The organism is Rhodococcus sp. 05-339-2 (genome assembly GCF_002258965.1).
GTDB lineage: Bacteria > Actinomycetota > Actinomycetes > Mycobacteriales > Mycobacteriaceae > Rhodococcoides.
In genome coordinates, this window is sequence record NZ_NOYW01000004.1 from 381377 (window position 1) to 406918 (window position 25542).

Below are 25542 nucleotides of genomic sequence, written 5' to 3' on the forward strand. Positions count from 1 at the left end.
TCGACCGGTTCCGTCGCGGAACGCGGTCGACGCCGTCGTTCAGTGCCGTTCGTCGACCGGATGGACGGACGGCTCCCCGTCGTCGTACACCGCGACGCGGTTGCCGCCGATCCGTTTGGCCCGGTACATGGCTCGATCGGCCCGGCTGAGCAACACATCGACGTCCTCCGCGACACCCCGCGCGTCGACAACCGCATGCGCGACGCCTATCGACGCCGTGAGCGGGGAACGGTCGGTCGACTCGCTCAAACGGCTGCGCAATTCCTCGGATCTGTCGATCACCGTGTCGACTTCGGCGAGGCACACGATCGCGAATTCTTCGCCGCCGAGTCGCACCGTCACTGCCGGTGTCGGGAAGAGTTCGAGGATTCGGCTCGCGGCCAGACGAATGACGGTGTCTCCGTGCTCGTGACCGAATCGATCGTTCACTGCTTTGAAGTTGTCGATGTCGATCACCACGGCGGCCAGTTCCGCATCCGCACCGGAACGAAGGTCGAGGTTGCCGATCGCCGCGTCGAAGCCCCGTCGGTTCTGCATTCCGGTGAGCGGGTCGTAGAACGCGCCGGTGGCGTCGCGGCGCAGCAGCATCAGGAAGGAATGGCAGATCAGCGGTGCCGAGAACATCACCAGGATCAGCATCACGAGATAGAGATTGGTCTGCAAGCGCCGTTCGGGGTCGTTCACCATGGCCGAGGTGTAGAGCGCGGCGACGGTGACGAACGCGAAGAGGTGGTGAGCGGTGAACAGCTTGGGGCCGTGAAAGCCAACGACGTAGCTGCCCATCACGGTGAACAGCGCAGCCATCGGCAACATCTCGGACGGCTTGTCGACGGTCAGAAGAACTGCGGCGAGCACGATGTCGGCGTAGAGCACGAAGGCGACCGACATCGGCCAGGACGGCCAGCCTCCGATCAGCCAGGCCAACCCGAGGGGCAGCGTCGTCGCGACGGTGAACCACAGTGCCCATCGCGCAGCACCGCTGTCTCCGAGTCCCGGGATGGTCAGGGCGATCGCCGCAGCGGCCGCGTAGAACCAGCAGAAGATTCCGATGAGAATTCTGGTGACGTGCAGTGCTTGTTGGGACCGTGCGTACGCAACGTTCCACCCGTAGTCGACCGGAAGCGACCACCATTGGCGAAGACTGTTCACAGATCGAGCAGCTTTCCTAGTGTCCCGACGAGGATGAACAAGTCAACCACAGACGAAACCACCCGGTCCGAGAAGTCGGGAACTTGCTCACACGGCCTTATCCGCGCATGCCATCGGCCAATTCGAACACGCGACCTGCGTAGGTCACCACGAACGCATCGAGGGCCTGCTGAGACAGTTCGGGGCATCCGGCTCGGCGAAAGAAGTGCTCCAGATCCACCAGTCGATCCCCCAGCCCGACGCGTTGTCGATCCAGAGCCTCGAGCTCGACGACCAACGCCTTCAGTTCCTCGACCTTGCGCAGTACGTCGTCCATCGGATCACCGTCCACTTCACTGGGCCTTCTACGGACCGTCCACATTCGGGCGGCGGAGCCGGGCTTCCCTCCCGGCTCCGCCGATCTCGACTCTACTCTTTGTCGAACACATGTGCGAACCAATTGCGACGGGACCTCGCTTTGTACCACTCATCCTGTGCACAATCCGAGAATGTGACCTACAGTCTGTGACATGCTCCAGAAAAGGGGTCCGAACGAGGTTCGACCGCCGGGTTCGACCGATCCAATTCATATGGCGCTCTTAGCAATCCTCACGATTGCGATGATCGCTCTCGTCGTCGTTGCGATCCAACAGGGCCGCCTCTGATCACGCACCTCGGCGTTCATCTTCGACTGGATTCCGCGTCGGTCGCCGCTTCACGAACGGTCAGGTCCGCACTTCGGGCACCATCGTCACGTGCGCGCCCGGATCCGCATCGAGTACCGCGGTCCGTATCGCGCGCAGATACGCGAGATAGGTCGGGTACCCCCGCAGTTGTCGCGGGCCGATGGGCACGAATGTGCCCGATGCCGGGTTGCAGACGAACTGCTCGATCTGCGAACGGGCTTGTGCGCCATCGAAATCGGCGTCGACGGTGACGATGAACCGCATCACCGTTTCGCGTTTTCTCCCCAATCCGAGACGGTGCACTCCGAACCAGAGGCGGGTGCCGTCCGGTCCCAGATACTCGATACCCCATCGACCGAAGCCACGTTCGGCGGTGTCGACGACCGTTCGGGCGAGATCCGCAACGGCCATCGTCGACGAGATTTCGATGCACGCGTCTTGACGACGTGTGATCATCCACTGCCAGCTTTCTACGATTCCACCGAATACCTCCCCGACATTCGGTGCATATCGGGCGAATTTAGCAGCTCATCCGACATCCGGCACGACGACTGTTACGTCGCCCGAACTCCGACCACCGCGGCTACCTCCGCTGCCATCCGGGCAGCCGTCCTCGCAGTGGGATGAACGCCGTCGAACGTGGCTCCGGGTCGGTCGAGCAGTGGCGCGAATTCTGCGACGGGTATGCCGCGCTCGGCGGCCAGTGCGCGAATGTCGTCGTTCAGGTCGTCTGCGCTGACCTTCCGCGACGACGGCACCGTGGCGATCACAACCGTGTCGATGTCGTGTGCCCGGTCCAGGGTGGCGCGTAGGTTCTCGATGATCCGGGGCAGCGGTACCGATCGGGCGAGGTCGTTGGTGCCGCCGTTGACGACGAGGATGTCCGGGTTCGCGGCCAGCGCTTCGTCGGTTCGGGCGAGGATCTGCGTCGTGGTCGCGCCGTTGATTCCCAAGTTGGCACCATCGGCGGCGGGAGCATCGTCTCCGCACACGAGGTACGAATACCACGACGTGTTGCCGTGAATTCCCCAGTCGACACGTGAATTGCCCTGGGCCATCGAGTCTCCCAGCGTCACCAACCGTGGTCCGGTGTCGTTGACGCTCCACCCGAAGCAGTGCGCGTTGTGGATCGTCAGCGCCGGCTTCCTCAGTGGTCCCGCCACGAGCGCGGCGGCGAGCGCCAACCCGAGTGCGCCGGCGATCCACAGTCGAGTTCTTCGCACGCCGGGGATTCTGCCCTAGGGGTGACGCGGGGAATCAGTTGCAGTCGGGGAAGTCCACTTCGGTGGGTGCCGGGACCGATTGCGGCTGAACCGGTGCCTGCGCCTCGCCGGCGACGGTCGGTTCGACGAGGTTGTACTCGATGGTCTTGGTCTGCCCCGGCTCGATGACGACCGGCACGTAGAACACCGGGTGGCCGCGCTCGGCAGCGGTCAGCAGAAACAGAGGAGTTCCGTTGATGGTGGCGTTCGTCAAGGTCGCGCCCTGAGTTGCGTACAGCGCCACCACCGATCGGTTGGTTCCCGGGGGTCCGTCGTATCGGGTGGAGTCGTTCTGTCTGCCGGCGATGTAGGTGGTGTAGTCCTGCAGCGCAGCGTTGTTGGTGATCTCGGCGACCACGCGGGTGGTCCGCGTCGGGCCGTCGCAGGACTGTGCGGAGTAGGTGACCTTGCGCTGCAGGTAGTAGTCGAGCTTGCCGCCTGCACCGTTGTTCACCACCACCGCGGCGTACGGGTCGGGGCTGTCGGGAACTTCGTGACCGATCCTGGTCGGTCCCAGGATCGCTTGCAGTGCCGGGTCCGCGCTCCACACTGCGATGTGGCCTTCACTGGTGGCCTTGCCGAGTGCCTCGAGCAGCGCGCTGGGAGATCCGATGTTGCCCTGCATCTTCGCGACCACTCGGGCGGCGAGGTCCTGGAGATAGGCCTTGCGCGCGGTGTTGTCGTCCTCGAACCGGAAGTATGCGTCGGACTGCGTGATCCGAACGACGTTCGATCCGTCGATCACCTCACCGTCACCCATCGTGATGGGGCCGACGACATCGAGGATGTAGCCCAGAGCAACAGGGTCGGTGGCCAGAGCGCCGTCGACACGTTCGCCGGTTTCCTGCTCCCACATCGACTGCCAGATCTGACCGGCGTACGGGAAGTGCGGGCTGACGTTGCTGTTCTGCCAATTCTGCGTGGGCTGGAAGCGACTCTCGTAGGTGTTGAAGAAGTCCGGACCGAGATCGATGGGGTCGTACGGAATTCGGAGCTCGCGGTTGCTGCCGAGCGAGTCGACCGCGACTTTGCCGTCGACAGCACGCACGATGCCCAATCCGCCTATCAGTCCACCGGTTCCACGAGATTCCGAGAGAGTCTGAAAGGCCATGAAGTAGTTGCGTGGACCGTCGGCACCGAGCATCGCGGGGAGCACCTTGGCGGCGATGTCGGTGTTGGTCAACAGAGTCGTCAGTTCGTGCGTCTGATCCTGCAGCTGAGTTCGAGCGTCGCCGACCTGAGCGACGAACTCCGGTTCCGCGATGGCCTGGGACTGCGTGTTCAGTACGTCCGCTGCGGCCGCGGCCTGTGACAGCGCAGGCGAGGCGGCGCGCAGAGCAGCGATGTCGATGGCACCGTCGGGCCCGCGCAGCTGACTCGGGTCGAGCGTGGCCCCCACCTCGACCGACGGCGTCAGCACATCCACGGTCAGCCCGTTGACGACGTCGGTGATCTGCGAGACGACGTCCAGCGGTTGGCCCACGTACGGAATCGCGGCAGCCGCCTGCCAGATCAGCGAATCGGTGGCGTCCTTCGCCTGGGTCGAGGTGCGCACCGCGTCGTCCACGGAGGTCTCGGCCTTCTGCGTATCCCCTGCCAGCAGAGCAGTTTTCGCTGCCTGAGCGTAGCCCCGAGCCTGATCGAGGTACGTATATGCGGTATTGGCCGTGTAGGCGAGCCAGGCACCGAGTCCGAGCGCAACCACGACGAAGACCCCGAAACCGAGCAGGATGCGTCGACCGGTCCTCTTCTTGGAACGACGACGCCTGCGGCGACTACGAGAGCTGCGATGGTCTCCGTACGGGTAGTCGTTGTCGTAGCTCATGGCTGGATGGGTGCCCTTTCGTCGCGGCTAAGACTACAAACGACGTCCTCCCACCGCGACACGACGCTCGGGTCGGCTGCGCCGATATCGCACCGGCGCAGCCGTTCGAGGTCAGGAACCCAGAATTGCGCTCACTGCGGTGCTGCCGCTCTCGGCGCTTCCGCTGCCGATGAGCCCGAGGATGACGTCGACGATGATCTTGGCGATGAATGCGTCCATAGCTACTCCTGTTGTGAAGTACCCCCGACGGGATACAGACGGACCTGCGTGCGCTGCGACCGTTTGTTACCGGCCACAACGAATCGGAAGGTAGCAGCTGAATCTGTCCGAACGGTGGCTCTGTGGTCGCGGCCACAGCGCCGGGCCGTTTGTACAAATCTGGAAATTTGTCTACCGGAATGACAAATTCGGTGTATTGTCCAATCCATAGTGATCGGCCTTACACGAGGAGTGACGATGACCGCATCGAATGTCGACAACCAGGCGCAGACGCCGGTTGCCGAATGGCACGACCGAAAGCGTTACCTCTGGCTGATGGGGTTGATCCCGCCCACAGCGGTGTTCGTGGCCACCGGCCTGGTCTGGGCCTTCAACCAGCTCGGCTGGAACGCCGTGTCCCCGGTCTGGTGGTGGATCGGCGCGCTGCTCGTCTACGGGTTGCTCCCGATCCTCGACCGGTTCTTCGGTACCGACGGCGACAACCCACCCGACGAGGTGATGAAGGCGCTCGAAGAAGACAAGTACTACCGCTACTGCACGTACGCCTACATTCCGTTCCAGTTGGCGAGCTTGGTGTTCGCCTGCTACCTCTGGTCGGCCGACAACCTGTCCTGGCTCGGAATCGACGGTGGACTGGGACTGGCCTCGAAGATCGGTCTGGCCATCAGCATCGGTGTGATGGGCGGCGTCGGTATCAACACTGCGCACGAGCTCGGCCACAAGAAGGACAGTCTGGAGCGCTGGCTGTCGAAAATCACGCTGGCACAGACGTTCTACGGCCACTTCTACATCGAACACAACCGCGGCCACCATGTTCGCGTCGCCACTCCCGAGGATCCGGCGAGCTCGAAGTTCGGCGAGAGCTTCTGGGCCTTCCTCCCTCGCAGCGTCTGGGGCAGCCTGAAGTCGTCCTGGGAGCTCGAGAAGACGCGCATGGAGCGATTGGGCAAGAGCACGTGGAGCATTCGGAACGACGTACTGAACGCGTGGCTGATGTCCGTTGTTCTCTACGCGGTGCTCGTCGCGGTGTTCGGTCCGATCGTGCTGCCGTTCCTGGTGATTCAGGCGATCTACGGCTTTTCGTTGCTGGAAACGGTCAACTACCTCGAGCACTACGGCCTGCAGCGGCAGAAGAAGGAGAACGGCCGCTACGAGCGATGCACCCCCGAGCACAGCTGGAACTCCGATCACATCGTGACCAACATCTTCCTGTATCACCTTCAGCGACACAGTGATCACCATGCCAACCCCACCCGCCGCTACCAGACTCTGCGCAGCATGGACGGGGCACCGAACCTGCCGAGCGGATACGCGAGCATGATCTCGCTGGCGTACTTCCCACCCGTGTGGCGCAAGGTGATGGACCACCGCGTTCTCGACCACTACGACGGCGACATCACGAAGGTCAACATCCAGCCGTCCAAGCGGGAGAAGATCCTCGCCGCGCACGGAGCCAAGTGATGGCCGCCTTCGAGTGCCCGGTGTGCGAGTTCGTCTACGACGAGACCAACGGCGCTCCGCGCGAGGGCTTTCCGGCCGGCACAGCATGGTCCGACGTACCCGACGACTGGCCCTGCCCCGATTGCGGTGTCCGCGAGAAAATCGACTTCAGGAGTAAGGCATGAAGCTCTACCGCTGCGTTCAGTGTGGATTCGAGTACGACGAGGAACTGGGGTGGCCCGAGGACGGGATCGAACCCGGCACTCGCTGGGACGACATTCCCGACGACTGGTCGTGCCCCGATTGTGGCGCTGCCAAGGTCGATTTCGAGATGGTCGAGGTCGAGCGCGGGTGAGTGCGTCCGTTCCGCACGCGATCGCGATCATCGGTTCGGGTGCAACCGGGTACACCGCGGCCAAAGCCCTACGCGCCGAGGGTTTCACCGGATCCATCACGATGGTCGGGAGTGAACGGGCTGCGCCGTACCGCCGACCGACGGTGTCCAAGGAGTTGCTGACCGGAAGCAAGTCGATCGAGCAAGTGCAGCTCGGCTCGGCGATCGACGGTGTCGACGTGCGCTCGGGTGTCACGGCTGTCGGCCTCACCGATTCGACTGTGCTGCTCGACGACGGCGACCCGGTTCCATACGACGCGCTGCTCCTGGCAACCGGCTCTCGGGCCCGGCAACTCGACCTTCCGGGCCACGTGTTCACCCTCCGAGGTGTCGCCGATGTCGAGCCCTTGCACGCCGACATTCTGCGCACCCGATCACTGTTGGTGATCGGCGGCGGACTGATCGGATGCGAGGCGGCCGCGGCTGCTCGGTCCCTGGGAGCCGAGGTGACGGTGCTCGAGGCCGCAGCGGCACCGCTCAACCGGATCGCTCCGGCCACGATCTCGCAGATGTACGTCGACCTGCACGCAGACAACGGCATCGCGTTCCACACCGACGTCGCCGTCACCGACCTCGCCGAGCAACGTGACGGAACACTTCTCGTGACCGCTGCGGACGGTCGTTCGTGGTCCGCCGGCACCGTGCTGGTCTCCGTCGGCTCGGTGCCCAACGTCGAACTCGGAGCAGACATGGGCCTCGAGATCGGATCGGGGATTCTGGTCGACGCGGGGATGCAGACCTCGATACCGAACATCTATGCCGCGGGCGACGTGGCAGAGGTACCCAACACGATCCTCGGCGGGACGTATCGGAGTGAGCACTGGAACGGCGCACTGGATCAGGCCACCCGGGCTGCCCGCTCGATGATCGGCGTGGATCCGGGCAGCCTCGACGTCCCGTGGGGCTGGTCCACCCAACACGGCGTCAACCTTCAGTTCGCGGGGTGGACCGGTGCGACCGACGAGTACGTGGTGGCTCGCGGCTCTGTTGCCGACCGCCGCTTCACCGCATGCGCGCTGCGTGACGGCCGGCTCGTCGGGGCCATCGGCGTGGGGTTCCCGAAGGACATCAGGCAGATCAGATCCTTCATCGCCAGCGGTGATCCCATCGATCGGGATCTCCTCGGAGAGGATTGGCTGGATCGACCACATGCGGTCGTTCGATAGAGTCGTGTTCATGCCCGCAGCCGAACAGACGTCGACCCCCGGTCGATACCGTGAAGCCGCGTCCAGTCTTGCGCGCGATACCGCGCTCGATGCGTTGCGTGAGTTGTTGAACGAGCGCAACTGGCGCAACGTCACGATGAGCCACATCGCCAAGGCAGCAGGGCTGAGCAGACAGAGCCTGTACAACGAGTTCGGTTCACGACGCGGCGTCGCGCAGGGGTACGCCATCAGATTGACCGACCTCTTCGTCGCGATGTGCGAAACGGCGCTGTATCAACACGAGAACGACGCATCGGCTGCTCTGCGCCAAGGCTTCTCGTCGTTCTTCCAGTTGAGTGCGCTCGATCCCCTGGTGCGATCGCTGCACGGTGGCGACGCACCCGAGGATCTGCTCCGGCTGATCACCACCGACAGTGCCGTACTCATCGAGCGCGCGGGAGACCGTCTGGCCGAGACGTTCCAGCGCGGGTGGGTGGGCGCGAGCCCGCGTCAGGCAGACGTCATCAGTCGGGCAATCGTGCGTCTGGCATTGAGCTACATCCCCGAGCCGCCACCCGATATCGCCTCCGCAGCAGATGATTTTGCACTACTGCTGACTCCGTACGTCGATTCCATCACCGCCGGGCGCTCGGTCGGCCACTGACCGATCGTCCGGGCCGGCGGTCTCACATGTCGGCCGGTGCGAGCACGATGTCGAAGTCGGCTCTGGCCCAGGTCCTGTCGCCGAGGTCGCGACCGTCCGGAGTCGGTGTTCCCGACGGCTGCTCGACGAAATCCTTGATCAAGGATTCCTTCACTCCGAACACGGTGTCGCTGTCCAACAGTTCGTCACCGCTGACGAAGATGTGCGTCACCAACGTGCGCATCCCCGGTGCCGTCACCATGAAGTGCAGGTGCGAGGCACGCATCGGCGAGCGACCGGTCGCAGCGAGCATTCGTCCGACGGGGCCGTCGTGGGGAATCGGATACGGAGTCGGAGTCAACGCCCAGAATCGATAGCGCCCGTCGTCGTCGGTGTAAAGATGTGCTCGACCGCCGACTCGCGCGTCGTCGTACTGAACGTCGTAGAACCCGTCCTCGTCCGCTTCCCAGATTTCGAGGCGTGCTCCGGGGATCGGCGTGCCGGCGGTGTCGCGCACGGTCCCTTCCACCCAGCACGGCTGTCCTGCAGCACCTCCCGATGCATCACCACCGTTCTCGATACGCGGTGCGTCGTCGACGAAGAACGGGCCGAACACTGTCGCCTCGGTCGCGTCCTCGTAGGCGGGGTTGTTCACGTTGATCGTCTGCATCGACGCCCCGAGGACGTCGGAGAGCAGGATGAACTCCTGACGGCGGTCGTCGGTGATGTGACCGACCTCGGTCAGGAATCCGATGGCGCTGTTCCACTCCTGTTCGGTCAGTCTCACATCACGGATGAACCCGTGCAGGTGGTGCACCAGCGAGGTCATCACCTGCTTCAATCGAGGGTCGGTGCAGTCGTCGAACGATCGAAGTACGTTCTCCACCAACTGTTCTTCGACGGCATCCTGTGCTTGTCCGGTCATGGTCTGCTCGGTCATGGTCTCTCTCACTGTCCGATGTCGGTCGGCGGGCCGCCGGCCCACGCTGCGTGCAGAACGGCGGTGGCGGCCTCATGGGTGACGGGCCGCGGGTTTCCGTACGATCTGCTCGTCACGTCGTCGGCGATTCGGTCGATGTCCTTCTCCTTCATACCCAATTCGGCCAGGGACCGTGGCGCGCCGAGTGCGCGACAGAGCTCCCACAACCGGGTGGCCGGGTCACCGGAGCCGGGGAGCGCACGCGAGAGCGCCGCCACTGCGCCCGGTGCCGCCGACTGATTGAAGGCCAACACGTGCGGCAACACCACGGTGTGGGTCGGAGCGTGCGGCAGGTTCAAGGTACCGCCGAGCGAGTGACACAGTTTGTGGTGCAACGACATCGTCGTGGCACCGAGAGTGGCACCGCACAACCAAGCACCGTGGAGGGCATCGCTGCGCGCCTGCGGATCGAGGTGATCGGCCACGATCGCCGGTAGCGCCGATGCGAGTGCGCGCACACCGTCCTCGGCCATCAGCGCGACGATAGGGCTGATGTCGGGTGCGTACAACGCTTCGACGGCGTGCGCCACGGCGTTGATTCCACTCGTCACGGAGATGTCGACCGGAAGACCGGTCGTCAGCTCGGGGTCGTAGACGACGCTGCGTGGCAGCACTCTGATGTCGCGACCGGTTTCCTTGCGCCCGTCGGTCGTCAGACCCCACACCGGAGTCATCTCCGATCCGGCGTACGTGGTGGGAACGGCCACGATCGGCAATCCGTGCACCAGGGCGATGGCCTTGCCGAGGCCGATCGAGGATCCGCCCCCGACGGTGATGCAGCCGTCGGCACCGAGCGAAAGAGCCTCGGCGCTGGATCTTTTCGCCACCTCCGACGGCACATGCATCACGGCGTCGGCCCGCACGCCCACGCATCGGTCTCCGAGCGTCGAGGCAATGCGTTCGGCTGTGCCCTTCTGGCTCGGCGAGCAGAGAACGAGGACGCGCCGCAGCCCGAGGTGGTCGAGCTCGTCGGCCACAGTCGACAGCGAACCCGCGCCGAATCGCACCCGCATCGGGTTCGCCTCGTAGACGAAGGCGTAGGTCATCTCGACAGGACCGCCGTCAATGCCTGCCGCAGGGCACCCTCGGGGTCTGCCACGAGTTCGTTTGCACGCCAACAGATGTGCTTGTCCGGGCGGACCAGCAACGCACCGCTCTCGGTCACTTCACGGAGCCGAGACCAATCGAAGTACAGGTCGGTGACGTCGCGTCCGGGTCCGATGACGACGGCCTCGACGGATACGCCCAACTCGTGGCCGATCTTGTCCGCCGCCGACTCCCAATCCGATCCGGCCACTCCGGTGATCAGCGTGAAGCGGTCGTAGGGCGCAAGATCCATCATCGCGTGCTTGTGCATGTGGTCGCCCACCCAGGCGTGCGGCAGGTGCGATCCGGGCACGGTGGACACCTGGTAGTACAGGTCCGAGTCTCGTTCCGGTTCCGGCAGTACCCCGTCCGAAACGATAGCCGTGGACGTGTAGAACTGGCCCAGTTCCACTCCGTGGGCGTTGAATTCGTAGTTCTTGATCTCCATTGCCTGCACCAGCGCGGCCCGCTTCGCCGCGCCCGCAGGCGTGTTGGCCTTACGCTCTTCGATGCGTTCGACCATCTCTTCCTCGGTCTTGGCGTCGGTGACTCCGAGGGCATGAAACAGGTCTGCGAACTCACGACCGGATCGGTTGGCGCGTTTGACGATTCGCTCGGCCACCGGGGCGCGCTCGGCGGAGTAGGTATCGAGCAACTCGTCACCCGCCTGGCCCTTGATTACCGCAGCGATCTTCCACGCGAGATTGTAGGAGTCCTGGATCGAGGTGTTCGAGCCGAGTCCGTTGCTCGGCGGATGCCGGTGGATGGCGTCGCCCGCGCAGAACACCCGCCCCTTCTGCAGGTGCGTGGCGTACATTTCGTTGTTGCCCCACAACGATGTTCCGGTGATCTCGACGTCGAGCTCCGGCATGCCCAGCAGGCTCCGAACGATCTCGACGGCGGCGGCCTCGTCGACCACCGGTGGCGGCTGTGCGATGTCGAATCCCCAGACCACGAGCCACTCGTTCCACGGCCGGACCATGCGAACCAAACCGGCACCGATGCCACCGACATTGGATCCGGGCTGAATCACCCAGTACAGCACCGACGGTCGGTGTCCGACGTACTCGGCGATATCGGCCTTGAAGGTGATGTTCATCGACCCGGCGATGTCCATTGCGCCTTCGAGCGGAAGGTCGATGTCCGCGGCCACCTTGGACCGCGCTCCGTCCGCACCGATCAGGTACTTGGCACGGATCGTGTAGCGGTGTCCGGTGAGTCGATCGATCACCGAGACACTGACCCCGTCGGCGTCCTGCACGTGCGAAAGGTATTCGGTGGAGAACTGGGCCTGGGTTCCCCGCATCGTCGCGTTCCTCACCAGAATGGGCTCGAGGTACGTCTGGGGAATGTCGACGGTCAGGCACGGCGACGCGAGCTGGTAGTCCGCTTCTCGGTCGGCTCCGGTACCCCACGTGCGGATGCGGCCGATCTCCTCGCCCGCGATCGAGGTGCAGAAGACGGTGTCGCCGACGAGCCCGTGCTCGGTCGCGTCGGCCAATACCTGGTCTGCGATACCGACGTCGCGGAAGACCTCCATGGTTCGTTGGTTGGTGATGTGGGCGCGCGGAGTGTTGGCCGTCCAGCGGTACTTGGTGATCATGATGTTGGCAATCCCGAGAGTGGACAGCAGCAACGCTGCTGATCCACCGGCGGGCCCCGAGCCGACGATGAGAACGTCGGTCTCGACCACCGAGGAATCGGGCAACTCTGTGGCCTTCTGGCCGTCGTCGAACACCGGCATGGAACACACCCTTCGTTGCGCCCGACGTTGATCTCGGGTCTTGCAAACCAGTGTCCTGCATCACACCGGGGGTGGCCATCGATCCCGTCATGTCGGCGTAAATCGACAACGGTGGCGCAATCGCGAAACTAACGCACCGAGCGCAGCACCACGGCATCGCGTCGAACGTCCGATGCTCTGGCTCCGAATCTTGCCGAGAATGCGCTGGAAAAATAAGCGGCAGAGGCGAATCCGCAGGAGGCGGCGATCTCGGCAATCGACGCCGAACGTCCCGACGGTGAAGTCAGCACCGTGTGTGCGCGAGCGAGGCGCCGCTCGAGGATGTACTTGGGCACGCTGGTGCCGTCCGCGGCGAACACCCGGGACAGGTGCCGGGCGCTGATTCCGATGGCGTCGGCCACGTCGGTGGCGGACAACGACGCGTCCATCAGACGGCGTTCGATATAGGAGCGGGCAGATGCGCGATGCGCCGCACCGCCGTCACTGCGCGTTCCACCGGTCAGGACGGAGACCAGCTCGAGGATCGTCCGCTCGTCCGGTGCGGTGGGCTCGTCGGCGCGAGTCGCACGGCTCACCCGGGCGGCGAGGGCGGCGGCGTGCACGTTGCCGTTCGCCGAGAAGTCGAAGACCTTCGGGGCCGCGAGAGAGTGCTCGCCGGTGACGTCGGAGTAGATGCCGCGCGGGATCTTGACGACGAGTTCCTCGAGGCCGTGCGAGAAACCACGCATGAAGGCTCTGTCTGCATCGCACAGCAGAACCTCGCCGGGGCCGACGGTGCGAACTCCGTCCTCGGAGTAGAAGAACGCGTCGCCGACCAGGCTGAAGTACAGGACCACCGAGTCCGACGGCCGGAGCCGAATCAACTCGGCATCTCGCTCGACGACATGGGATGTTCCGACGACGCGAGCCAGGCCGACCGATCCGACCTGGACGTTGGTTTCGGTCGCCTCGAGAGACGCGCCATCGAGGCTGCGGCATCTCAGTCCGATGAGCACCTCGGAGTTGTGCCCCTCCCACCGTCGTATTCGCTCGACGGAGGGAAGCCCGGCGGTGGAGAACTCCACGGGTGACGCAGCGATCGACACGTCGGGCCTCCTCGGCGAGGGACTTACTTCTCCGGTACGAAACGCAGGTGTTCCGGATCGACTCTAACGAACAGCACCCACCGATCGCCGAGGCCGCGCGTGACGTGGCCTGCCGTTGAGCGTGACGCCGAGGTGCGGCCTGGGTCCGTTGTGCCGGACGCCGGGAACGTACCCGTCCTCGCCGTAGTCGCGGCGGGTGACGAATGCGCCGAGTGAACGTGGCCAGCGGTCCACCGGCGGTACCGGGGCCAGGTCGCTCGGCCAACGCAGCGGCTCGGTGCGCGAGGTTCCTTCGTCGTCGTGGATCCACGTCGGTGACGGCCTCCCTGGCGAACGACCGGATCGGGTCGGGCTTCGTTGTCGCCTGCTTCCGGCAGCCAGTCGTCCAGCGCAAGGTACGGGTCTCAGTCGGACCGAACACGACTGCGCGGTGGTCCGGCAGGACCGCATCGTCCACCCTCGCGCAGTGCGACCACAGTCCACCCTGCGCCCACCATGGACAGGACCAATACAGCTCCAATTGCGATCATGGACCAACAATGGACTGCTTTCGGCCGAAAATGTGCAGTCCAGTGTGCAAGAGTGGCATGCATGGACTCGTACGATGCGACCGCGATCTCGGCCCCGGAATTGGCCGCACGGATCGGCCCGTCGACGCTGCGGAACAGATCCGGGGGTCCCCTCTACCTCGAGATCGCCGACGAGTTGCGTCGGCTCATCGAGAGCGGTGAGGTATCGGCTCAGACGCGGCTGCCTGCGGAGCGGGCGCTGTCGATCAGTTTGGACGTCAGTCGGGTGACGGTTGCGTCGGCCTATCGTCATCTTCGGGAGAGCGGCTGGATCAGCGCCCAGCGAGGCTCGGGTACCTATGTTTCCCCGACGGGTTCGCTACCGTCCTGGGGATCGCTGGCCGGCGACCGGGAGACTGCCAATTTGGAGTTCGTCAACGCGTCCCCCTCGGCCTCGCCTCTGTTGTCCGATGCGTACGGCGTTGCGGCAGAGAAGATTCGAGATCGTTTCTCCCTGGGTGGCTACGCTCCGTCCGGTTTGTTCGAGCTCCGCGAAGCCATTGCCGCGTACTACCGAGGGCGTGGAGTACCGACCACGGCCGACAACGTTCTCGTCACCTCCGGTGCCACCGACGCCATCCACGCGGTGTTGGCCACGTTCACCGAGCCCGGTGCCCGGGTGCTGGTGGAGCACCCGACGTACCCGGGTGTCGTCGAACTCGTTCATTCACTGGGCGGTCGCTGCATCCCGGTGCCCATCGACCCGGACGACACCGACGAATTCGTGACATCGGCAGATCGAGCCACTCGACAGAGCGCTCCGACGCTGGCGTATTTCATGCCCGACTTCTCCAATCCGTCGGGCGCGCGGCTGACTCTCCGAACCCGGCGGCAACTGTCCGCCACCATGCACCGCCACGCGGTGCTGACGATCGTCGACGAGGTCGCGGCCGATCTGTCTCTCGACGGGTCGCCCGACATCGAACCTTTCGGGGCGGCAACCCCGGATATTGCGACGGTGACGATCGGGTCGACGAGCAAGACGGTGTGGGGAGGGCTGCGAGTCGGCTGGGTTCGAGCCGAGGCAGGTCTATTGTCGAGAATCGCCGCAACCTATGCGCGACGCCAACTTTCGGTGTCCGTCATCGATCAGCTGGCCGCTACGGAGTTGCTCGGTCGATACGACGAGGTGCGTCGGGTGCGCGCGGAGGCGTCGAGAGTTGCTCGTGACCACACCGTCGCGTTGATGCGTGATCAACTGCCGGACTGGCACTTTCGAGTGCCGAACGGAGGCCTGGCATTATGGTGTTCCCTACCCGACGGCATTCGATCCAGTTCCCTCGTCGCCGAAGCCCATTCGCACGGATTGCTGCTGGCGCCGGGACTGCGATTCGGAACGGGATACGCTTTCGACGATCATCAACGCATTCCCTTCACCCGTTCACTGCCCGACATCACCTCGGCTGTAGAAATCCTCGCCGGCCTCAGCTCCGCGGGTACGCCTGCACCGACCATCGCGTCGAGCAGACCCGCAGCGGTGGTGTGAGCCCGACGTCGATCGCAAACGCGCGCGCGTTCGCGAGACGCTCGCGAATCGGTCACTTGTTCGCCAGCTGAATCGCGCGCACCTGACAAATGCGCGCGCGTTTGCGGCCTCGACAGCAGCAGGCAGCACGTGGCCTCAGGACCGAAGGGACTGGACGATGGCCGCGATACGCCGCTCGCGGGTGTCGTTACGTTTCGCGTCGGCGACGGATCTTGCGTGTTCTTTTCGCGTCGACGGTGACAGCGCATCGAACGCTGCGCGAACAGCGGGATCCGCATCCAAAGCTTGCGCCAAGGCCTGCGGTAGCTCGACGACCCGCGGCTGGTCGTCCAATTCGATAGTCACGTCGACGGTGTCGCCGGCCTCGACGCCGAGTGTGGCGCGAACGCTCTTGTTCAGTCCGAGCAGATTTTCTCCGCCCATCCGGCCGATGCGCCCCTGCACCGTTTGCCCACCGATCGTGAACCGAACCGGTGGAGTCTTGGTGGAACCGAGGGACGCGACCTGCTCGTCACTGAGCACGATCGCTGCCGCGGGGCCCCGTGATTCGAGCACTGTGGATATCCGCAGAACCGTTGCTGCCATGCGGGCAGGATATCCGTCGATGGTGCAGTCAGCGTCCACAATTCGCGTCAGCAAGCGGAATTTCCTTCATCGGCCTCGAATAGTGGAAAGCGAGTACACCTGGCCGGCAGCGATCAGGCCTCGGCTTCCACGATTCGCTTGATTGCCGCCAGGGTCCGAGGGATACCGTCGAGTGCCGCCTGGCTACGAGTGTCGATTTCCTTCTGCGCGTCGTCGCCGAACTTGCGGTGAAAGTGCGCGATACCGCCCGGCAGGAAGTTCCAGTTCTCGGTCAGGCGTGTGCCACCGTCCACGGGGTCGAGCGTGTAGCCCCAGCGGACGAAGTTGTCGCCCACCACCCACGCGAACTCGCGGCCGGGTTCGGCTGCCGCCACTGTCGACACGGTCTCCCACGTGCGGCCCGGCACCACGTTCCGGCCGGTGAAGGTCGATCCGACGCCACCGCCGTCGGCCTCGTTCCACCAGCATTCCTGGCAGATCGGGCTCCATTCTCCTGTTCGGGTGATGTCGGAGACGACGGCGTACACGTCGTCGACCGGCGCAGCGACGACGATGGATTCGGAGAACTCGAGTGCGGTCATCTCACCATTGTCCCTCCACATACAACGAAGCTGTGAGCAGAGTCGCTGCCCACAGCAGAAGCACTGGAGTGCAACCGGATTCGGACGCAGACTCGAATCATGAGCGAATCACCTCGAATGTTCCCGCCCGAACTCCGCAATCAACTTCTCCGCCATCGGGTTCTCGTGCTCGACGGTGCCCTCGACGACGACAACGGCACCGTCCTTACCACTCACCTGCTGACGTTGGCGGCCGAGAATCCCTCCGCCGACATCGCCCTGTGGATTCACTCACCGGGAGGGTCGGTTCCCGCGATGCTCGCCATCCGCGACGTGATGCACCTCGTACCCTGCGACGTGTCGACGCTGGCACTCGGATTGGCCTGCAGCGCTGGTCAGTTCTTACTGTCGTCAGGCACGCGCGGTAAGCGGTATGCCCTGCCGCATTCTCGAATACTGATGCACCAGGGGTCCGCCGGCATCGGTGGGTCGGCCGTCGAAGTCGAGGTGCAGGCCAACGATCTGCGGCATACCCGAGATACGGTTCTCGGCCTCATCGCCGACGACACCGGGCAGACACGCGAGCAGATCTTCGACGACTCTCTGCACGATCGCTGGTTCACCGCCGAGGCTGCCCGCGAGTACGGGTTCGTCGACGCAATCGTCGACTCGTTCGATCAGGTCATGCCTGCGCGACGGGTGTCGTTCGGAATGGAGTTGGCACGATGAGCACGTACACGATTCCCAATGTCATCACGCGAGATTCGCGCGGCGAACGCGTCGTCGACGTCTATTCGCACCTGCTCAGTGAGCGCATCGTCTATCTCGGTACCGGAATAGACGCCGGTGTGGCGAATGCGATGATCGCACAGCTGCTCCACTTGGAGGCCGACTCCCCCGATCAGGAAATCTCGATGTACATCAACTGCGAGGGCGGTGACACGGCTGCCATGCTCGCCGTCTACGACACGATGCAATTCATCGGATCACCCGTTGCCACAACATGTGTGGGCCAAGCGGTGGCGGCAGGGGCGGTACTGCTCGCGGCGGGAGCACCGGGGCGACGCTCGGCGTTGACCCACAGCCGGGTGGTGCTGCATCAGCCTGCGGCGCAGGGCCGAGGGACCATCCCCGATCTGATTCTGGCTGCCGACGAGGTGGTTCGAGTACGAGCCGAGATGGAAGCAATTCTCGCGAAGCACACGGGACGCGACGTCGAGAAACTCCGCCACGACACCGACCGTGATCTGGTGTTGACGGCACCGGCTGCGCGTGACTACGGCGTCGTCGACCAGGTGCTAGAGGGTCGTCAGGCAGCCATCAAGGTCGCGTCGCCGCGGGACAGGTCGTGATGCGCCAGGCCTGAGATCTCCGCCATGGACGTGCCCAATGCACCGACGACGGCCGCAAGAATCTCGCTCGACGGATCCTTGCGGCCGCGTTCGAGCTCCGACAAGTACTGCGGCGCAATGCCTGCCCGGGCAGCGGTATCGGCCAGAGTGTCACCGCGAGCGTGTCTGCGCTCGCGTAGCCGTCGACCGACTACTTCGCGCCACAACGGTTCCACTGCGCGTGCTGCTCGACGCTCATCGATTCGTATCACCTCGCCCATGATCGGAGCCTAGGCCTCGATTCCACGACGGGTCGGCGATTCTGCTCAGAGCAGAGAGCCCGGTTTCACGAACGTCTTCGCAAAGCGCTTCTGCCAGGGCGTTTCCATGGCCCGAGGCGAGTATTGTCGCCGAACGTAGTCGATGGCCGCGTCGCCGGGCAGACCGTCGAGCGCGACGAGACACGCCAATGCGGTGCCAGTTCGTCCGACACCGCCGGTGCATGCAATCTCGACTCTCTCGGTTGCGCAGCGTCGCAGCACTTCTCGAAGCACGACCTCGAGTTCTTTCGAGTCGGACGGGAGCCAGAAGTCGGGCCAACGAACCCAGCGACTGTCCCAGTCGAACCCGCCGGGATCCTTGCCCTGCAAGTAGACCCCGAAATCCGGTGAAGGTCCGTCAGGCATCGGGTCACGCAAGGCGCGTCCACGAACTACGCTGCCCGACGGCAACTGCAGCACACCCGGGCTGTGTGCGTCCCACATATACTCGTCCTTCCCTGGACCGACTCCCCCATGCTGTACCCGCTCGTCTTCTGCCAGTACCGATACTGCGGTAACGTTCGCGTCACCAACCCGAAGCACTCACCGGCCCCGCCTCCGATATGGCGAACATGATGACAATTCTTCACGAGAGGGCAATGCCCCCGTTCGTCCGGTGAACCCCCACAGGCCGCGCAAGGCACGGACCGATGGTTGGGCACTCCAATATCTGGCGCAGTGGCGTCGGCGAGTCGAGTATCTCGAAGATCGCGTCGACCAAAAGCCCAGAGCGTTGTTCGACAATCGGGTGCCGATCTTGGCCGGATTCACGGGTTGTCCCGGATGCGACGGCCACTTCTTCGGCGACGGGCCGCGCGACGCATTGGAACGACTCATGCGACGCGACGGGCGTCGTGCCCACCGATTACGCGTCGCAGTAGCTCGATTGGATCAGCGGTACCGCGACGTGACCGTAGAGATCGACCGGTCCAGAACGATGCCGTGGTGGGAACGTCGAGCACCGTGGGTGTGACTACCCACCCGGCTTGGTCCACTCGATTGTGTGCCGAAACCCTATGCGGTGTCGCATGATCGCGCCCGGGAGCCGCTTCTTCGCGATGTGACCGATCTCGTCGAAGCTCAGCACCGGATCTTTGACCGGGAACGGTGCCGGCGGTGCCGTAACCGGGCTAGGCCACGGGCGGTGCAGAAATCCGATGAGCGGATTGGTGACGATGGAGACGGAGTCCCACAGCAGATCTCGTACGCTTCGCGGTGGTGCAAGCCCGACGATGAGCGCACACCCGCCCGGCGCAAGAATTCGTTCGACATGGCGCAACGCGTCGTCCATGTCGAGGTGGTGCAGGACGGCGACCATTGTCACGAGATCGATCGAATCGTCTGCCCAGGAGTCGAGTTGGCGATCCGTGATCGACACGTTGTCCGCAGCGGCAGAAGTTGCCTCTGCGATTCGGCGCATCTCCCCATCGGCGTCGGCCCCGACGACGTACTCGAAATGCGGAGCCAGCGCACGCACCAGACCGCCTCGACCACAACCCATGTCGACTGCGCAGCCACGCCGCTCCGGCAGATTCGCCAGAATCCAGCTGTGAAAGTAGTCGTTGTGACTCCAGGGGTGTCGCTCGTTCAGCTCGCGAACCCACTGGGCCCCTCTGCCTCCGATAAGGGACGTTCCCATTCGTCTCAGCACCACGGGGCCCAGTATCCACCAGGCCCGCCCGCAACGGTTTAATGAACCACGTCAACTGGCCAGCTTCACGATCAGGTTTCCACGATGGTCACCTGCCAGGAGTTCGTCCAACGCAGTCATCGTTCGACTCAGGGGACCTTCCAGCACAGTGTGTGGAAAAGTGATCGTGCCCTGCGAGAACGAGGGGATGTAGTGGCCGATCCAAGCCTGGATCTGTTCGGGGGTATGCATGGTCGTGAACGGCCGGATCTGAATTTCCTTGACGATCGCGGTCATGATGTCCAAACGCGGATGTCCGCCGCCACCGCCGCCGATCTGTCCGGCGAGCGCCCCGCACAACGCGAATCGCGCGCCGAACGCTGCGTATCGGACGGCAGTCTCGAACTGCGTGCCGCCGATGGTGTCGAAGAAGACGGTGATGCCCTTCGGTGCGAGTTCACCGAGACGAGCGTCGAGATCCTCGTTCTTGTAGTCGATCGCCGCATCGAAGCCGAGCTGCTCGGTGAGGTAAGCGCATTTGTCCGGACCACCCGCGATACCGATCACCAACGCGGCACCCTGCGCCTTGGCGATCTGCCCTGCGATCGACCCCACTCCACCTGCCGACCCGCTGACCAGAACCACGTCGCCCGCACCCACTCCTGCGATGTCGACCATGCCATGGAAGGACGTCACTCCCTGATTGAGCATGTACTCAGGGCCTGGGAACACTCCGTCTGGAACGGGAAATACCGCGTTCGACGCTATCGCGGTCAGGTCCCTCCACCCCTGGTTGTGCTGCACGACGGTTCCGAGCGCAATCTCCGATCGAGATTCCACTACCCGCCCGACCGCCGGCCCGTACAGAGGCGCACCGACCTCGAAGGCCGACAGCGGGAGACCCGGGTTCTCGAACATCAGGTAGGCATGCACAGCAACGATCTGTTGAAAAATGTTCTCTACGAGCACTTCTCCATCTCCGATAGGTCGCTGATCCACGACTCGAACCTCCAGCAGGTCGGACGGCTGCTGACCGACATCCGTGCGGTGCGAGCGCAGAACCACCGCTGTGGTTTCGGTCGAATTCATCTCTGTTCCTCTCGACGGCGTGCGACACCCGGTCTTCCAGGTGCGATGCCGACGGTAGGAACAGATGCGGACAGCTTCGGTCCTTTTGACCGATGGCCCGGCTCACGTTGACGCCAACCACGGGTCCAGGGCCTGTTGGACGAGTGCTGGAGCTTCGAGCGGACTCAGATGCCCCACACCCGGGAGGGTGATCACAGGCGATCTACCCGGCACCAACTGTCGCAATCGATATGCCTGTTCGACGGGAATCCAGGGGTCCTGTCGGCCCCATCCGATGGAGGTGTCGCAGCGGACTCGGGGAAGCGCGTCGACGATCGGTCGCGTGTCCTCGGGCCGCAGTTCGGCGATCTGTCGGTAGAAGGCAGGCTGTCCCTCGTCGGATATCCAGGGTTCGGTCAACATCGCGACGATGTTTGGGTCCAGCCGATGATGCGCTGCTCCGGCAATGTATTCGGAGACCAACGCAGTGTGCAGGGACGCCGGCAACGCAGCGAAGACCTCACTGTTGTCCGCCACGAGCCTGAAGAATTCGGACCCCCACGGGTCCAGTGTCACCACGTCCCACAAGAACAAACTGCCGTAGTCGCATCCGTGTATCAGGTGGGCTCCCAAAGCGACAGCACCGCCAATATCATGCGCGACGACACAGGGCTGCTCCAACTTCCAGTGCTCGAGCAACGTCGCGAACCGGGACATCTGCGTGGCCAGATCGGTCCGCACCCGAGGTCCCCGCGCGGAGCGGCCGTATCCGGGCATGTCCCACAGGTAGACCCGATGACCGACGCCGAGGTGGCGAGCGGCCTGCGCCCAGACCTGCGCCGACCAGGGAGTTCCATGGCAGAACACGACGTCAGTGGATGGTGCGTCCGACTCGGGGGTCAGCTCGTAGGTCGCTACCCGATCGCCGCACACGGACACGAAGACGGGCTCCGGTAGATCGTAACGTTCGGGCGTCATGGAGATGACCTTAAAACTTCAGGTCGACCTGAAGTCAACGTGAGAATATCGGTGGGTGAAGATCGGAGAAGTTGCGCGGCAGATCGACGTTCCCACCCATGTCCTGAGGCATTGGGACGACGTCGGAGTCGTTGTGCCCGAACGTCTACCGTCGGGCCACCGCGATTACAGCGAGGAGCATGTACGACGACTGCGGGTGCTGCGAGCCTGTCAAGGAGTCGGAATCAGCTTGGCCGATATTCGCCTGATACTTCATCGAGACGAGCCCGAACGAACGTCGGTGATCGAAGAACATCTGGCTCGAATACGACGGCAACAAGCCGAACTCGACCATGCCGAGCGCTTTCTCGCGCACGTCGTCTCGTGCACGCATGGTCTGCTCACCCGATGCGCGCAGTGCAGCGAGTACTCCACTACGCAGCTTCGGTCACCACTGGACGCCGGCGCGCCGATCGATTCCGAGTAGTCGGTACACGACACGGTGACGGAGGCCGAGGTATCCGCGCGCAGAGGACCTTCGGCAGAACCTCTCTCAGGCGCGGACGAGTGCAGCGAGTTCACGAAGGTACGCGCCCGGCGTAATTCCTGCGACGCCTCGGAAGTCGTTGATCAGATGGGCTTGATCGACATATCCGAGTTCCGCGGCAATGTGGGCAGCGTCGGCATCGGGAAGCGAGAGTCGCTGCAACACTTCCTGTAGTCGAACCCGCCGGGCGACTGCTTTGGGGCCCATCCCGAGTGTCGATCGCAGTGCCCTCTGCACGGCACGTTCACTGACCCCGAGCCTTCCTGCCACGGATTGCCCGGATTCCCTGCCGGCCCCCTGCGCCAATGCGTCGACCGCGGCGTTCGCGAGTCGGTGTTCGGGAGTGGGTGGTCGATTCGCCACCATCTCGGTGATCACCGAATCTGCCCGTCGAGCATGGTCGGCAGCCGAATCCTGCGCGGATACGGCGCCGAGCATGCCGAAGAGGAGGTCATCGAGTTCTCTGGTGATCGGTTGCGCTGCGGGAAGTCTCGTGGGATCGAGGTTGGACACCACAGCCAGGCCGGCTGGACGCAGTCTGACGCCGAACACGAAGCCTCGACCTTCGATCGTCCGGGACCACGCCCTGCGCTGAACATTTGTGAGCATGAACGGCGCAGGCACTGCACCGGTCTCCACACTGACCGTGACTGCCGGAAACTCGAGGACTCGCTGCTCGATGGTTTCGTCCGCGGACAATTCCCATCGCACACTCCAGTACGCGTCGACTACATCTCGAACCTCTGCAGCCGGATCGTGCCAGGTTGCGTCGAAGCGACGAAGAAGCGAGGGAGCCATGACGCCGGATCGTTCGTGAACGTCGATGGGCTTCGACACGGCCCGCCTTTCTTCCATGTCGCAATTCTGCAATACAACCGGCCTTCAGTCTCGAGACGATCACGTCATGACCACCAGATCTTGGACCGTCGTCGACCGGGCGACTCAACCGGGCCGAAGGACAGTGTCGTGAACTGGCTGTATGTAGCCGTGGCGGCGGTTGTGTACTACGCCCTCGGCGCGCTCTGGTTCGGTCCCCTGTTCGGGCGTGCGTGGGATCGTTCGATCGGGCATGATCGGGCGCAGACGGGCGGCCGATTCCCGTTGTCCTACTACGTGGTTCCGCTCTGCTGCTCGGTGGCGACGACCATCGTGATCTCTCTCGTTCTCGACGCCATCGACGCGGACGCCGTGACATCGGGCGTACTCGTCGGCCTCGGTGTCGGATTGGCCTCCGCTGCAGCATCATTGACCAACGCGCTGACGCCCCACACTCCGCAACCATTCGTCTTCGGAGCTGTCACCGCAAGCTATCACCTCACGGGAGCAACAGTAGCGGGCGCGATCCTCGGAGTCGTTCCGTGACGTTCGGTCAGTGCAGTACCGAATCGTCGCTGTCCCGTCAGGCAAACAACCTTGCACATGCTCGAGTCGTCTGGTGCAGTGACGTCGTGACCGAATCCGGACCACCCTCGACAGTGCGTCCGTCCACTCGTGCATGGGTGAGTCGACACCTGAACACCGGTGAACGCATCACCGAGTCCGAAATGCTATCCGGCGGTATCACCGCGGAGATGCGGAAGCTGACCGTCTGGACCACCGATGGATTCAGTCGGAACCTCGTGTTGCGCACCTATACAGAACCAGCCAGTGTGCAGCACGCACAGGACTCGTTGGAGCGGGAAAGCGCAGCTTTGACAACGCTTTCGAGGTCAGCCGTACCGGTCCCCGAACTGTTGGCATTCGATTCCACAGCCACTCATTGCGAGTATCCCTCGCTACTGATGACTCATCTGCCGGGTTCGACGGTTCTCTCCGACGCGGGCGTGGACGATAGAGTCCCCCTCCTCGCTCAGCAACTCGTCGAGATTCATGCAGTGGATTCCAGTACTCGGCCCCGTGAGTATCAGGCGAGGACGACGGCCGATACCGTCGTGGTCCCTGCACGAGCCGAAGCGGCTGTGTGGGCCGCCGCGATCGACGTACTTCGCAGGCCTGTACCCACATACGACGGGCGAGTTCTGCATCGCGACTTCCAACCCGGGAATGTTCTGTTCGACGTATCGCAGAACGCCGCGCCCAGGATCACCGGGGTTGTCGACTGGGCGGGGGCATCATGGGGGCCGACGGATCTCGACGTGGCACATTGTTCGACCAACCTGGCTCTGCTGCACGGGCCGCAGTGGGGACCACGGTTCGCCCTCGCCTACGAAGAGGCCGGCGGCGCTCTCTCCGAAAGCACTCTGACGCGACAGTATTGGCGCGTACGCGATGCACTGGCCTGCTCAGAGGAGGTGCAGTCCTGGGCCGCCCCGTGGCGCGATGCGGGCCGCATCGACTTGACGCCGCGACTTGTGGAGGATCGATTGAACGCGTACGTCTCGATGTTGATGGACCAATGTGGTCACTGAGTTTCCAGTACTTCCTTCAGCCTTCTCAGGTCTTCGGCCACCATCCAGAGGTCGCGCTCGAATTCTTCGTCGCTGAGTTCGATTTGACGCACCGTGAACAAGATTTCCGCGCCATTCGGGTGGCTCAGCACCCGTACGGGATTGTTCACAACGGTCCCTGACGGCAGCGTCACGTCATGGTCGAGGACGCCCAGGTCGTTGTGTGGCACGAAACGTACTGTCACCTGTCCCATCGGCGATTCAGCGAGAAGTCTGTCGCCCTCGATGGTCACGGGACTGTTCGCCAGTCCTGCTGCCCATCTCGGTAGGTTCGCAGGGTTCGCCGCGAACTCGTACACCTTCTCGGGTGTACACCCGATGACCTGACTGACATGCCGACTTGCTACAGCGGGTTCGTGGTTCATACCAGTGACGCTACGTACGAGGGGCTTTTGCCGCGCGGGAA

General features: G+C 63.8%; 30 protein-coding genes. 12 read left to right on the forward strand and 18 right to left on the reverse strand.

All coding sequences use genetic code 11. From position 1 onward, the window contains the following. Positions 1 to 39: 39 nt before the first annotated feature. The 5 genes from CH273_RS02790 to CH273_RS02810 form a co-directional block, all read right to left on the reverse strand. Complete coding sequence (locus tag CH273_RS02790) at positions 40 to 1149, reverse strand: GGDEF domain-containing protein (RefSeq protein WP_052049725.1); 1110 nt, start codon at positions 1147 to 1149, stop codon at positions 40 to 42. A gap of 97 nt (positions 1150 to 1246) precedes the next feature. Further along, positions 1247 to 1465, reverse strand: a complete 219-nt coding sequence (locus CH273_RS02795) for a hypothetical protein (protein ID WP_032396392.1) — start codon at positions 1463 to 1465, stop codon at positions 1247 to 1249. Between the two features lie 388 nt (positions 1466 to 1853). Continuing rightward, on the reverse strand, positions 1854 to 2270 hold the full coding sequence (locus CH273_RS02800; RefSeq protein WP_032396129.1) for a hypothetical protein: 417 nt from the start codon (positions 2268 to 2270) through the stop codon (positions 1854 to 1856). 98 nt (positions 2271 to 2368) lie between these two features. Beyond that, positions 2369 to 3037 (reverse strand): SGNH/GDSL hydrolase family protein, encoded by a 669-nt coding sequence (locus CH273_RS02805; protein ID WP_082322534.1) that lies wholly within the window; start codon positions 3035 to 3037, stop codon positions 2369 to 2371. Positions 3038 to 3071: 34 nt separating this feature from the next. After that, entirely contained in the window at positions 3072 to 4901 is a 1830-nt protein-coding gene (locus CH273_RS02810; RefSeq protein WP_052049729.1) for a DUF4012 domain-containing protein, read from the reverse strand. 456 nt (positions 4902 to 5357) lie between these two features. Here CH273_RS02810 and CH273_RS02815 point away from each other — a divergent pair, with 456 nt between their 5' ends. From CH273_RS02815 to CH273_RS02835, 5 genes are read left to right on the forward strand one after another with little or no spacing between them, the layout of a single operon-like run. Beyond that, complete coding sequence (locus CH273_RS02815; protein WP_032396394.1) at positions 5358 to 6581, forward strand: alkane 1-monooxygenase; 1224 nt, start codon at positions 5358 to 5360, stop codon at positions 6579 to 6581. Next, complete coding sequence (locus tag CH273_RS02820) at positions 6581 to 6745, forward strand: rubredoxin (RefSeq protein ID WP_032396131.1); 165 nt, start codon at positions 6581 to 6583, stop codon at positions 6743 to 6745. The genes CH273_RS02815 and CH273_RS02820 overlap by 1 nt, the downstream gene beginning before the upstream one ends. Then, complete coding sequence (locus tag CH273_RS02825) at positions 6742 to 6915, forward strand: rubredoxin (RefSeq protein WP_032396132.1); 174 nt, start codon at positions 6742 to 6744, stop codon at positions 6913 to 6915. Before CH273_RS02820 ends, CH273_RS02825 begins: the two co-directional genes overlap by 4 nt. Continuing rightward, the gene (locus tag CH273_RS02830; protein WP_032396133.1) at positions 6912 to 8120 is read left to right on the forward strand and encodes an NAD(P)/FAD-dependent oxidoreductase; all 1209 of its coding nucleotides are present in this window, start codon (positions 6912 to 6914) and stop codon (positions 8118 to 8120) included. The genes CH273_RS02825 and CH273_RS02830 overlap by 4 nt, the downstream gene beginning before the upstream one ends. 10 nt (positions 8121 to 8130) lie before the next feature. Then, positions 8131 to 8763, forward strand: a complete 633-nt coding sequence (locus CH273_RS02835; RefSeq protein WP_032396395.1) for a TetR family transcriptional regulator — start codon at positions 8131 to 8133, stop codon at positions 8761 to 8763. Positions 8764 to 8785: 22 nt separating this feature from the next. On the opposite strand, the gene CH273_RS02840 is transcribed toward CH273_RS02835, so the two are convergent. The 4 genes from CH273_RS02840 to CH273_RS02855 all read right to left on the reverse strand — a co-directional run bounded on the left by CH273_RS02840 (position 8786) and on the right by CH273_RS02855 (position 13636). Continuing rightward, positions 8786 to 9682 (reverse strand): dioxygenase family protein, encoded by an 897-nt coding sequence (locus tag CH273_RS02840; protein ID WP_032396134.1) that lies wholly within the window; start codon positions 9680 to 9682, stop codon positions 8786 to 8788. An 8-nt stretch (positions 9683 to 9690) separates the two neighbouring features. Continuing rightward, entirely contained in the window at positions 9691 to 10767 is a 1077-nt protein-coding gene (locus tag CH273_RS02845; RefSeq protein ID WP_032396135.1) for a maleylacetate reductase, read from the reverse strand. Next, on the reverse strand, positions 10764 to 12551 hold the full coding sequence (locus tag CH273_RS02850) for an FAD-dependent oxidoreductase (protein ID WP_032396136.1): 1788 nt from the start codon (positions 12549 to 12551) through the stop codon (positions 10764 to 10766). Before CH273_RS02850 ends, CH273_RS02845 begins: the two co-directional genes overlap by 4 nt. A 128-nt stretch (positions 12552 to 12679) precedes the next feature. Further along, entirely contained in the window at positions 12680 to 13636 is a 957-nt protein-coding gene (locus CH273_RS02855; RefSeq protein WP_032396137.1) for a helix-turn-helix domain-containing protein, read from the reverse strand. A 591-nt stretch (positions 13637 to 14227) separates the two neighbouring features. On the opposite strand from CH273_RS02855, the gene CH273_RS02860 reads away from it, so the two are divergent. After that, the gene (locus tag CH273_RS02860; RefSeq protein ID WP_032396138.1) at positions 14228 to 15691 is read left to right on the forward strand and encodes an aminotransferase-like domain-containing protein; all 1464 of its coding nucleotides are present in this window, start codon (positions 14228 to 14230) and stop codon (positions 15689 to 15691) included. 135 nt (positions 15692 to 15826) lie between these two features. Here the strand turns inward: CH273_RS02860 and CH273_RS02865 are convergent, their stop codons facing one another. Together CH273_RS02865 and CH273_RS02870 are read right to left on the reverse strand one after the other, a co-directional pair. Beyond that, the gene (locus tag CH273_RS02865; RefSeq protein WP_032396139.1) at positions 15827 to 16276 is read right to left on the reverse strand and encodes a YdeI/OmpD-associated family protein; all 450 of its coding nucleotides are present in this window, start codon (positions 16274 to 16276) and stop codon (positions 15827 to 15829) included. Between the two features lie 113 nt (positions 16277 to 16389). Further along, positions 16390 to 16857 carry an SRPBCC family protein gene (locus tag CH273_RS02870; protein WP_032396140.1) on the reverse strand — a complete coding sequence of 156 codons (468 nt, stop codon included), beginning with the start codon at positions 16855 to 16857 and terminating at the stop codon, positions 16390 to 16392. Between the two features lie 99 nt (positions 16858 to 16956). Here CH273_RS02870 and CH273_RS02875 point away from each other — a divergent pair, with 99 nt between their 5' ends. Both CH273_RS02875 and CH273_RS02880 read left to right on the forward strand, forming a co-directional pair. Further along, complete coding sequence (locus tag CH273_RS02875) at positions 16957 to 17565, forward strand: ClpP family protease (protein ID WP_032396141.1); 609 nt, start codon at positions 16957 to 16959, stop codon at positions 17563 to 17565. Next, positions 17562 to 18188, forward strand: a complete 627-nt coding sequence (locus CH273_RS02880) for a ClpP family protease (protein ID WP_032396142.1) — start codon at positions 17562 to 17564, stop codon at positions 18186 to 18188. Before CH273_RS02875 ends, CH273_RS02880 begins: the two co-directional genes overlap by 4 nt. Here the strand turns inward: CH273_RS02880 and CH273_RS02885 are convergent. Next, positions 18146 to 18448, reverse strand: a complete 303-nt coding sequence (locus tag CH273_RS02885) for a helix-turn-helix domain-containing protein (protein ID WP_032396143.1) — start codon at positions 18446 to 18448, stop codon at positions 18146 to 18148. The genes CH273_RS02880 and CH273_RS02885 overlap by 43 nt on opposite strands. 45 nt (positions 18449 to 18493) lie before the next feature. Then, positions 18494 to 18931 (reverse strand): protein-tyrosine phosphatase family protein, encoded by a 438-nt coding sequence (locus tag CH273_RS02890; RefSeq protein ID WP_032396144.1) that lies wholly within the window; start codon positions 18929 to 18931, stop codon positions 18494 to 18496. 172 nt (positions 18932 to 19103) lie between these two features. Between CH273_RS02890 and CH273_RS02895 the strand changes: the two genes are divergently transcribed. Continuing rightward, the gene (locus CH273_RS02895; RefSeq protein WP_032396145.1) at positions 19104 to 19460 is read left to right on the forward strand and encodes a hypothetical protein; all 357 of its coding nucleotides are present in this window, start codon (positions 19104 to 19106) and stop codon (positions 19458 to 19460) included. Here the strand turns inward: CH273_RS02895 and CH273_RS02900 are convergent, their stop codons facing one another. From CH273_RS02900 to CH273_RS02910, 3 genes are all read right to left on the reverse strand, one after another. Next, positions 19461 to 20126, reverse strand: coding sequence for a class I SAM-dependent methyltransferase (locus tag CH273_RS02900; protein WP_052049803.1), 666 nt, complete (start codon positions 20124 to 20126; stop codon positions 19461 to 19463). A gap of 63 nt (positions 20127 to 20189) precedes the next feature. After that, a complete protein-coding gene (locus CH273_RS02905; RefSeq protein ID WP_032396146.1) occupies positions 20190 to 21206 on the reverse strand; it encodes an MDR family NADP-dependent oxidoreductase in 1017 nt (338 codons plus the stop codon). 102 nt (positions 21207 to 21308) lie between these two features. Beyond that, complete coding sequence (locus CH273_RS02910) at positions 21309 to 22163, reverse strand: alpha/beta fold hydrolase (protein ID WP_032396147.1); 855 nt, start codon at positions 22161 to 22163, stop codon at positions 21309 to 21311. A 55-nt stretch (positions 22164 to 22218) separates the two neighbouring features. On the opposite strand from CH273_RS02910, the gene CH273_RS02915 reads away from it, so the two are divergent. Next, positions 22219 to 22629, forward strand: coding sequence for a MerR family transcriptional regulator (locus CH273_RS02915; protein ID WP_052049734.1), 411 nt, complete (start codon positions 22219 to 22221; stop codon positions 22627 to 22629). Between the two features lie 66 nt (positions 22630 to 22695). Here the strand turns inward: CH273_RS02915 and CH273_RS02920 are convergent, their stop codons facing one another. Next, positions 22696 to 23544 carry a helix-turn-helix transcriptional regulator gene (locus tag CH273_RS02920; protein WP_032396148.1) on the reverse strand — a complete coding sequence of 283 codons (849 nt, stop codon included), beginning with the start codon at positions 23542 to 23544 and terminating at the stop codon, positions 22696 to 22698. Between the two features lie 111 nt (positions 23545 to 23655). Here CH273_RS02920 and CH273_RS02925 point away from each other — a divergent pair, with 111 nt between their 5' ends. Continuing rightward, positions 23656 to 24051, forward strand: coding sequence for a DUF1761 domain-containing protein (locus CH273_RS02925; protein ID WP_032396149.1), 396 nt, complete (start codon positions 23656 to 23658; stop codon positions 24049 to 24051). A 209-nt stretch (positions 24052 to 24260) separates the two neighbouring features. Further along, positions 24261 to 25097: a phosphotransferase family protein gene (locus tag CH273_RS02930; RefSeq protein ID WP_230596882.1), complete on the forward strand. Its 837-nt coding sequence runs from the start codon at positions 24261 to 24263 to the stop codon at positions 25095 to 25097. Here the strand turns inward: CH273_RS02930 and CH273_RS02935 are convergent. After that, a complete protein-coding gene (locus CH273_RS02935) occupies positions 25091 to 25501 on the reverse strand; it encodes a polyketide cyclase (protein WP_032396150.1) in 411 nt (136 codons plus the stop codon). The genes CH273_RS02930 and CH273_RS02935 overlap by 7 nt on opposite strands. Positions 25502 to 25542 lie beyond the last annotated feature (41 nt).

What these genes read in the sequence shown, in the direction of transcription:
- CH273_RS02865 (WP_032396139.1), bottom strand. Translation starts at nt 16,276, where the DNA reads ATGGCAGCAACGGTTCTGCGGATATCCACAGTGCTCGAATCACGGGGC.
- CH273_RS02900 (WP_052049803.1), bottom strand. Translation starts at nt 20,126, where the DNA reads ATGGGAACGTCCCTTATCGGAGGCAGAGGGGCCCAGTGGGTTCGCGAG.
- CH273_RS02930 (WP_230596882.1), top strand. Translation starts at nt 24,261, where the DNA reads ATGCGGAAGCTGACCGTCTGGACCACCGATGGATTCAGTCGGAACCTC.
- CH273_RS02885 (WP_032396143.1), bottom strand. Translation starts at nt 18,448, where the DNA reads ATGGGCGAGGTGATACGAATCGATGAGCGTCGAGCAGCACGCGCAGTG.
- CH273_RS02935 (WP_032396150.1), bottom strand. Translation starts at nt 25,501, where the DNA reads ATGAACCACGAACCCGCTGTAGCAAGTCGGCATGTCAGTCAGGTCATC.
- CH273_RS02870 (WP_032396140.1), bottom strand. Translation starts at nt 16,857, where the DNA reads ATGACCGCACTCGAGTTCTCCGAATCCATCGTCGTCGCTGCGCCGGTC.
- CH273_RS02820 (WP_032396131.1), top strand. Translation starts at nt 6,581, where the DNA reads ATGGCCGCCTTCGAGTGCCCGGTGTGCGAGTTCGTCTACGACGAGACC.
- CH273_RS02810 (WP_052049729.1), bottom strand. Translation starts at nt 4,901, where the DNA reads ATGAGCTACGACAACGACTACCCGTACGGAGACCATCGCAGCTCTCGT.
- CH273_RS02795 (WP_032396392.1), bottom strand. Translation starts at nt 1,465, where the DNA reads ATGGACGACGTACTGCGCAAGGTCGAGGAACTGAAGGCGTTGGTCGTC.
- CH273_RS02860 (WP_032396138.1), top strand. Translation starts at nt 14,228, where the DNA reads ATGGACTCGTACGATGCGACCGCGATCTCGGCCCCGGAATTGGCCGCA.
- CH273_RS02840 (WP_032396134.1), bottom strand. Translation starts at nt 9,682, where the DNA reads ATGACCGAGCAGACCATGACCGGACAAGCACAGGATGCCGTCGAAGAA.
- CH273_RS02890 (WP_032396144.1), bottom strand. Translation starts at nt 18,931, where the DNA reads ATGTGGGACGCACACAGCCCGGGTGTGCTGCAGTTGCCGTCGGGCAGC.
- CH273_RS02920 (WP_032396148.1), bottom strand. Translation starts at nt 23,544, where the DNA reads ATGGAAGAAAGGCGGGCCGTGTCGAAGCCCATCGACGTTCACGAACGA.
- CH273_RS02815 (WP_032396394.1), top strand. Translation starts at nt 5,358, where the DNA reads ATGACCGCATCGAATGTCGACAACCAGGCGCAGACGCCGGTTGCCGAA.
- CH273_RS02910 (WP_032396147.1), bottom strand. Translation starts at nt 22,163, where the DNA reads ATGACGCCCGAACGTTACGATCTACCGGAGCCCGTCTTCGTGTCCGTG.
- CH273_RS02835 (WP_032396395.1), top strand. Translation starts at nt 8,131, where the DNA reads ATGCCCGCAGCCGAACAGACGTCGACCCCCGGTCGATACCGTGAAGCC.
- CH273_RS02825 (WP_032396132.1), top strand. Translation starts at nt 6,742, where the DNA reads ATGAAGCTCTACCGCTGCGTTCAGTGTGGATTCGAGTACGACGAGGAA.
- CH273_RS02875 (WP_032396141.1), top strand. Translation starts at nt 16,957, where the DNA reads ATGAGCGAATCACCTCGAATGTTCCCGCCCGAACTCCGCAATCAACTT.
- CH273_RS02850 (WP_032396136.1), bottom strand. Translation starts at nt 12,551, where the DNA reads ATGCCGGTGTTCGACGACGGCCAGAAGGCCACAGAGTTGCCCGATTCC.
- CH273_RS02880 (WP_032396142.1), top strand. Translation starts at nt 17,562, where the DNA reads ATGAGCACGTACACGATTCCCAATGTCATCACGCGAGATTCGCGCGGC.
- CH273_RS02845 (WP_032396135.1), bottom strand. Translation starts at nt 10,767, where the DNA reads ATGACCTACGCCTTCGTCTACGAGGCGAACCCGATGCGGGTGCGATTC.
- CH273_RS02905 (WP_032396146.1), bottom strand. Translation starts at nt 21,206, where the DNA reads ATGAATTCGACCGAAACCACAGCGGTGGTTCTGCGCTCGCACCGCACG.
- CH273_RS02800 (WP_032396129.1), bottom strand. Translation starts at nt 2,270, where the DNA reads ATGATCACACGTCGTCAAGACGCGTGCATCGAAATCTCGTCGACGATG.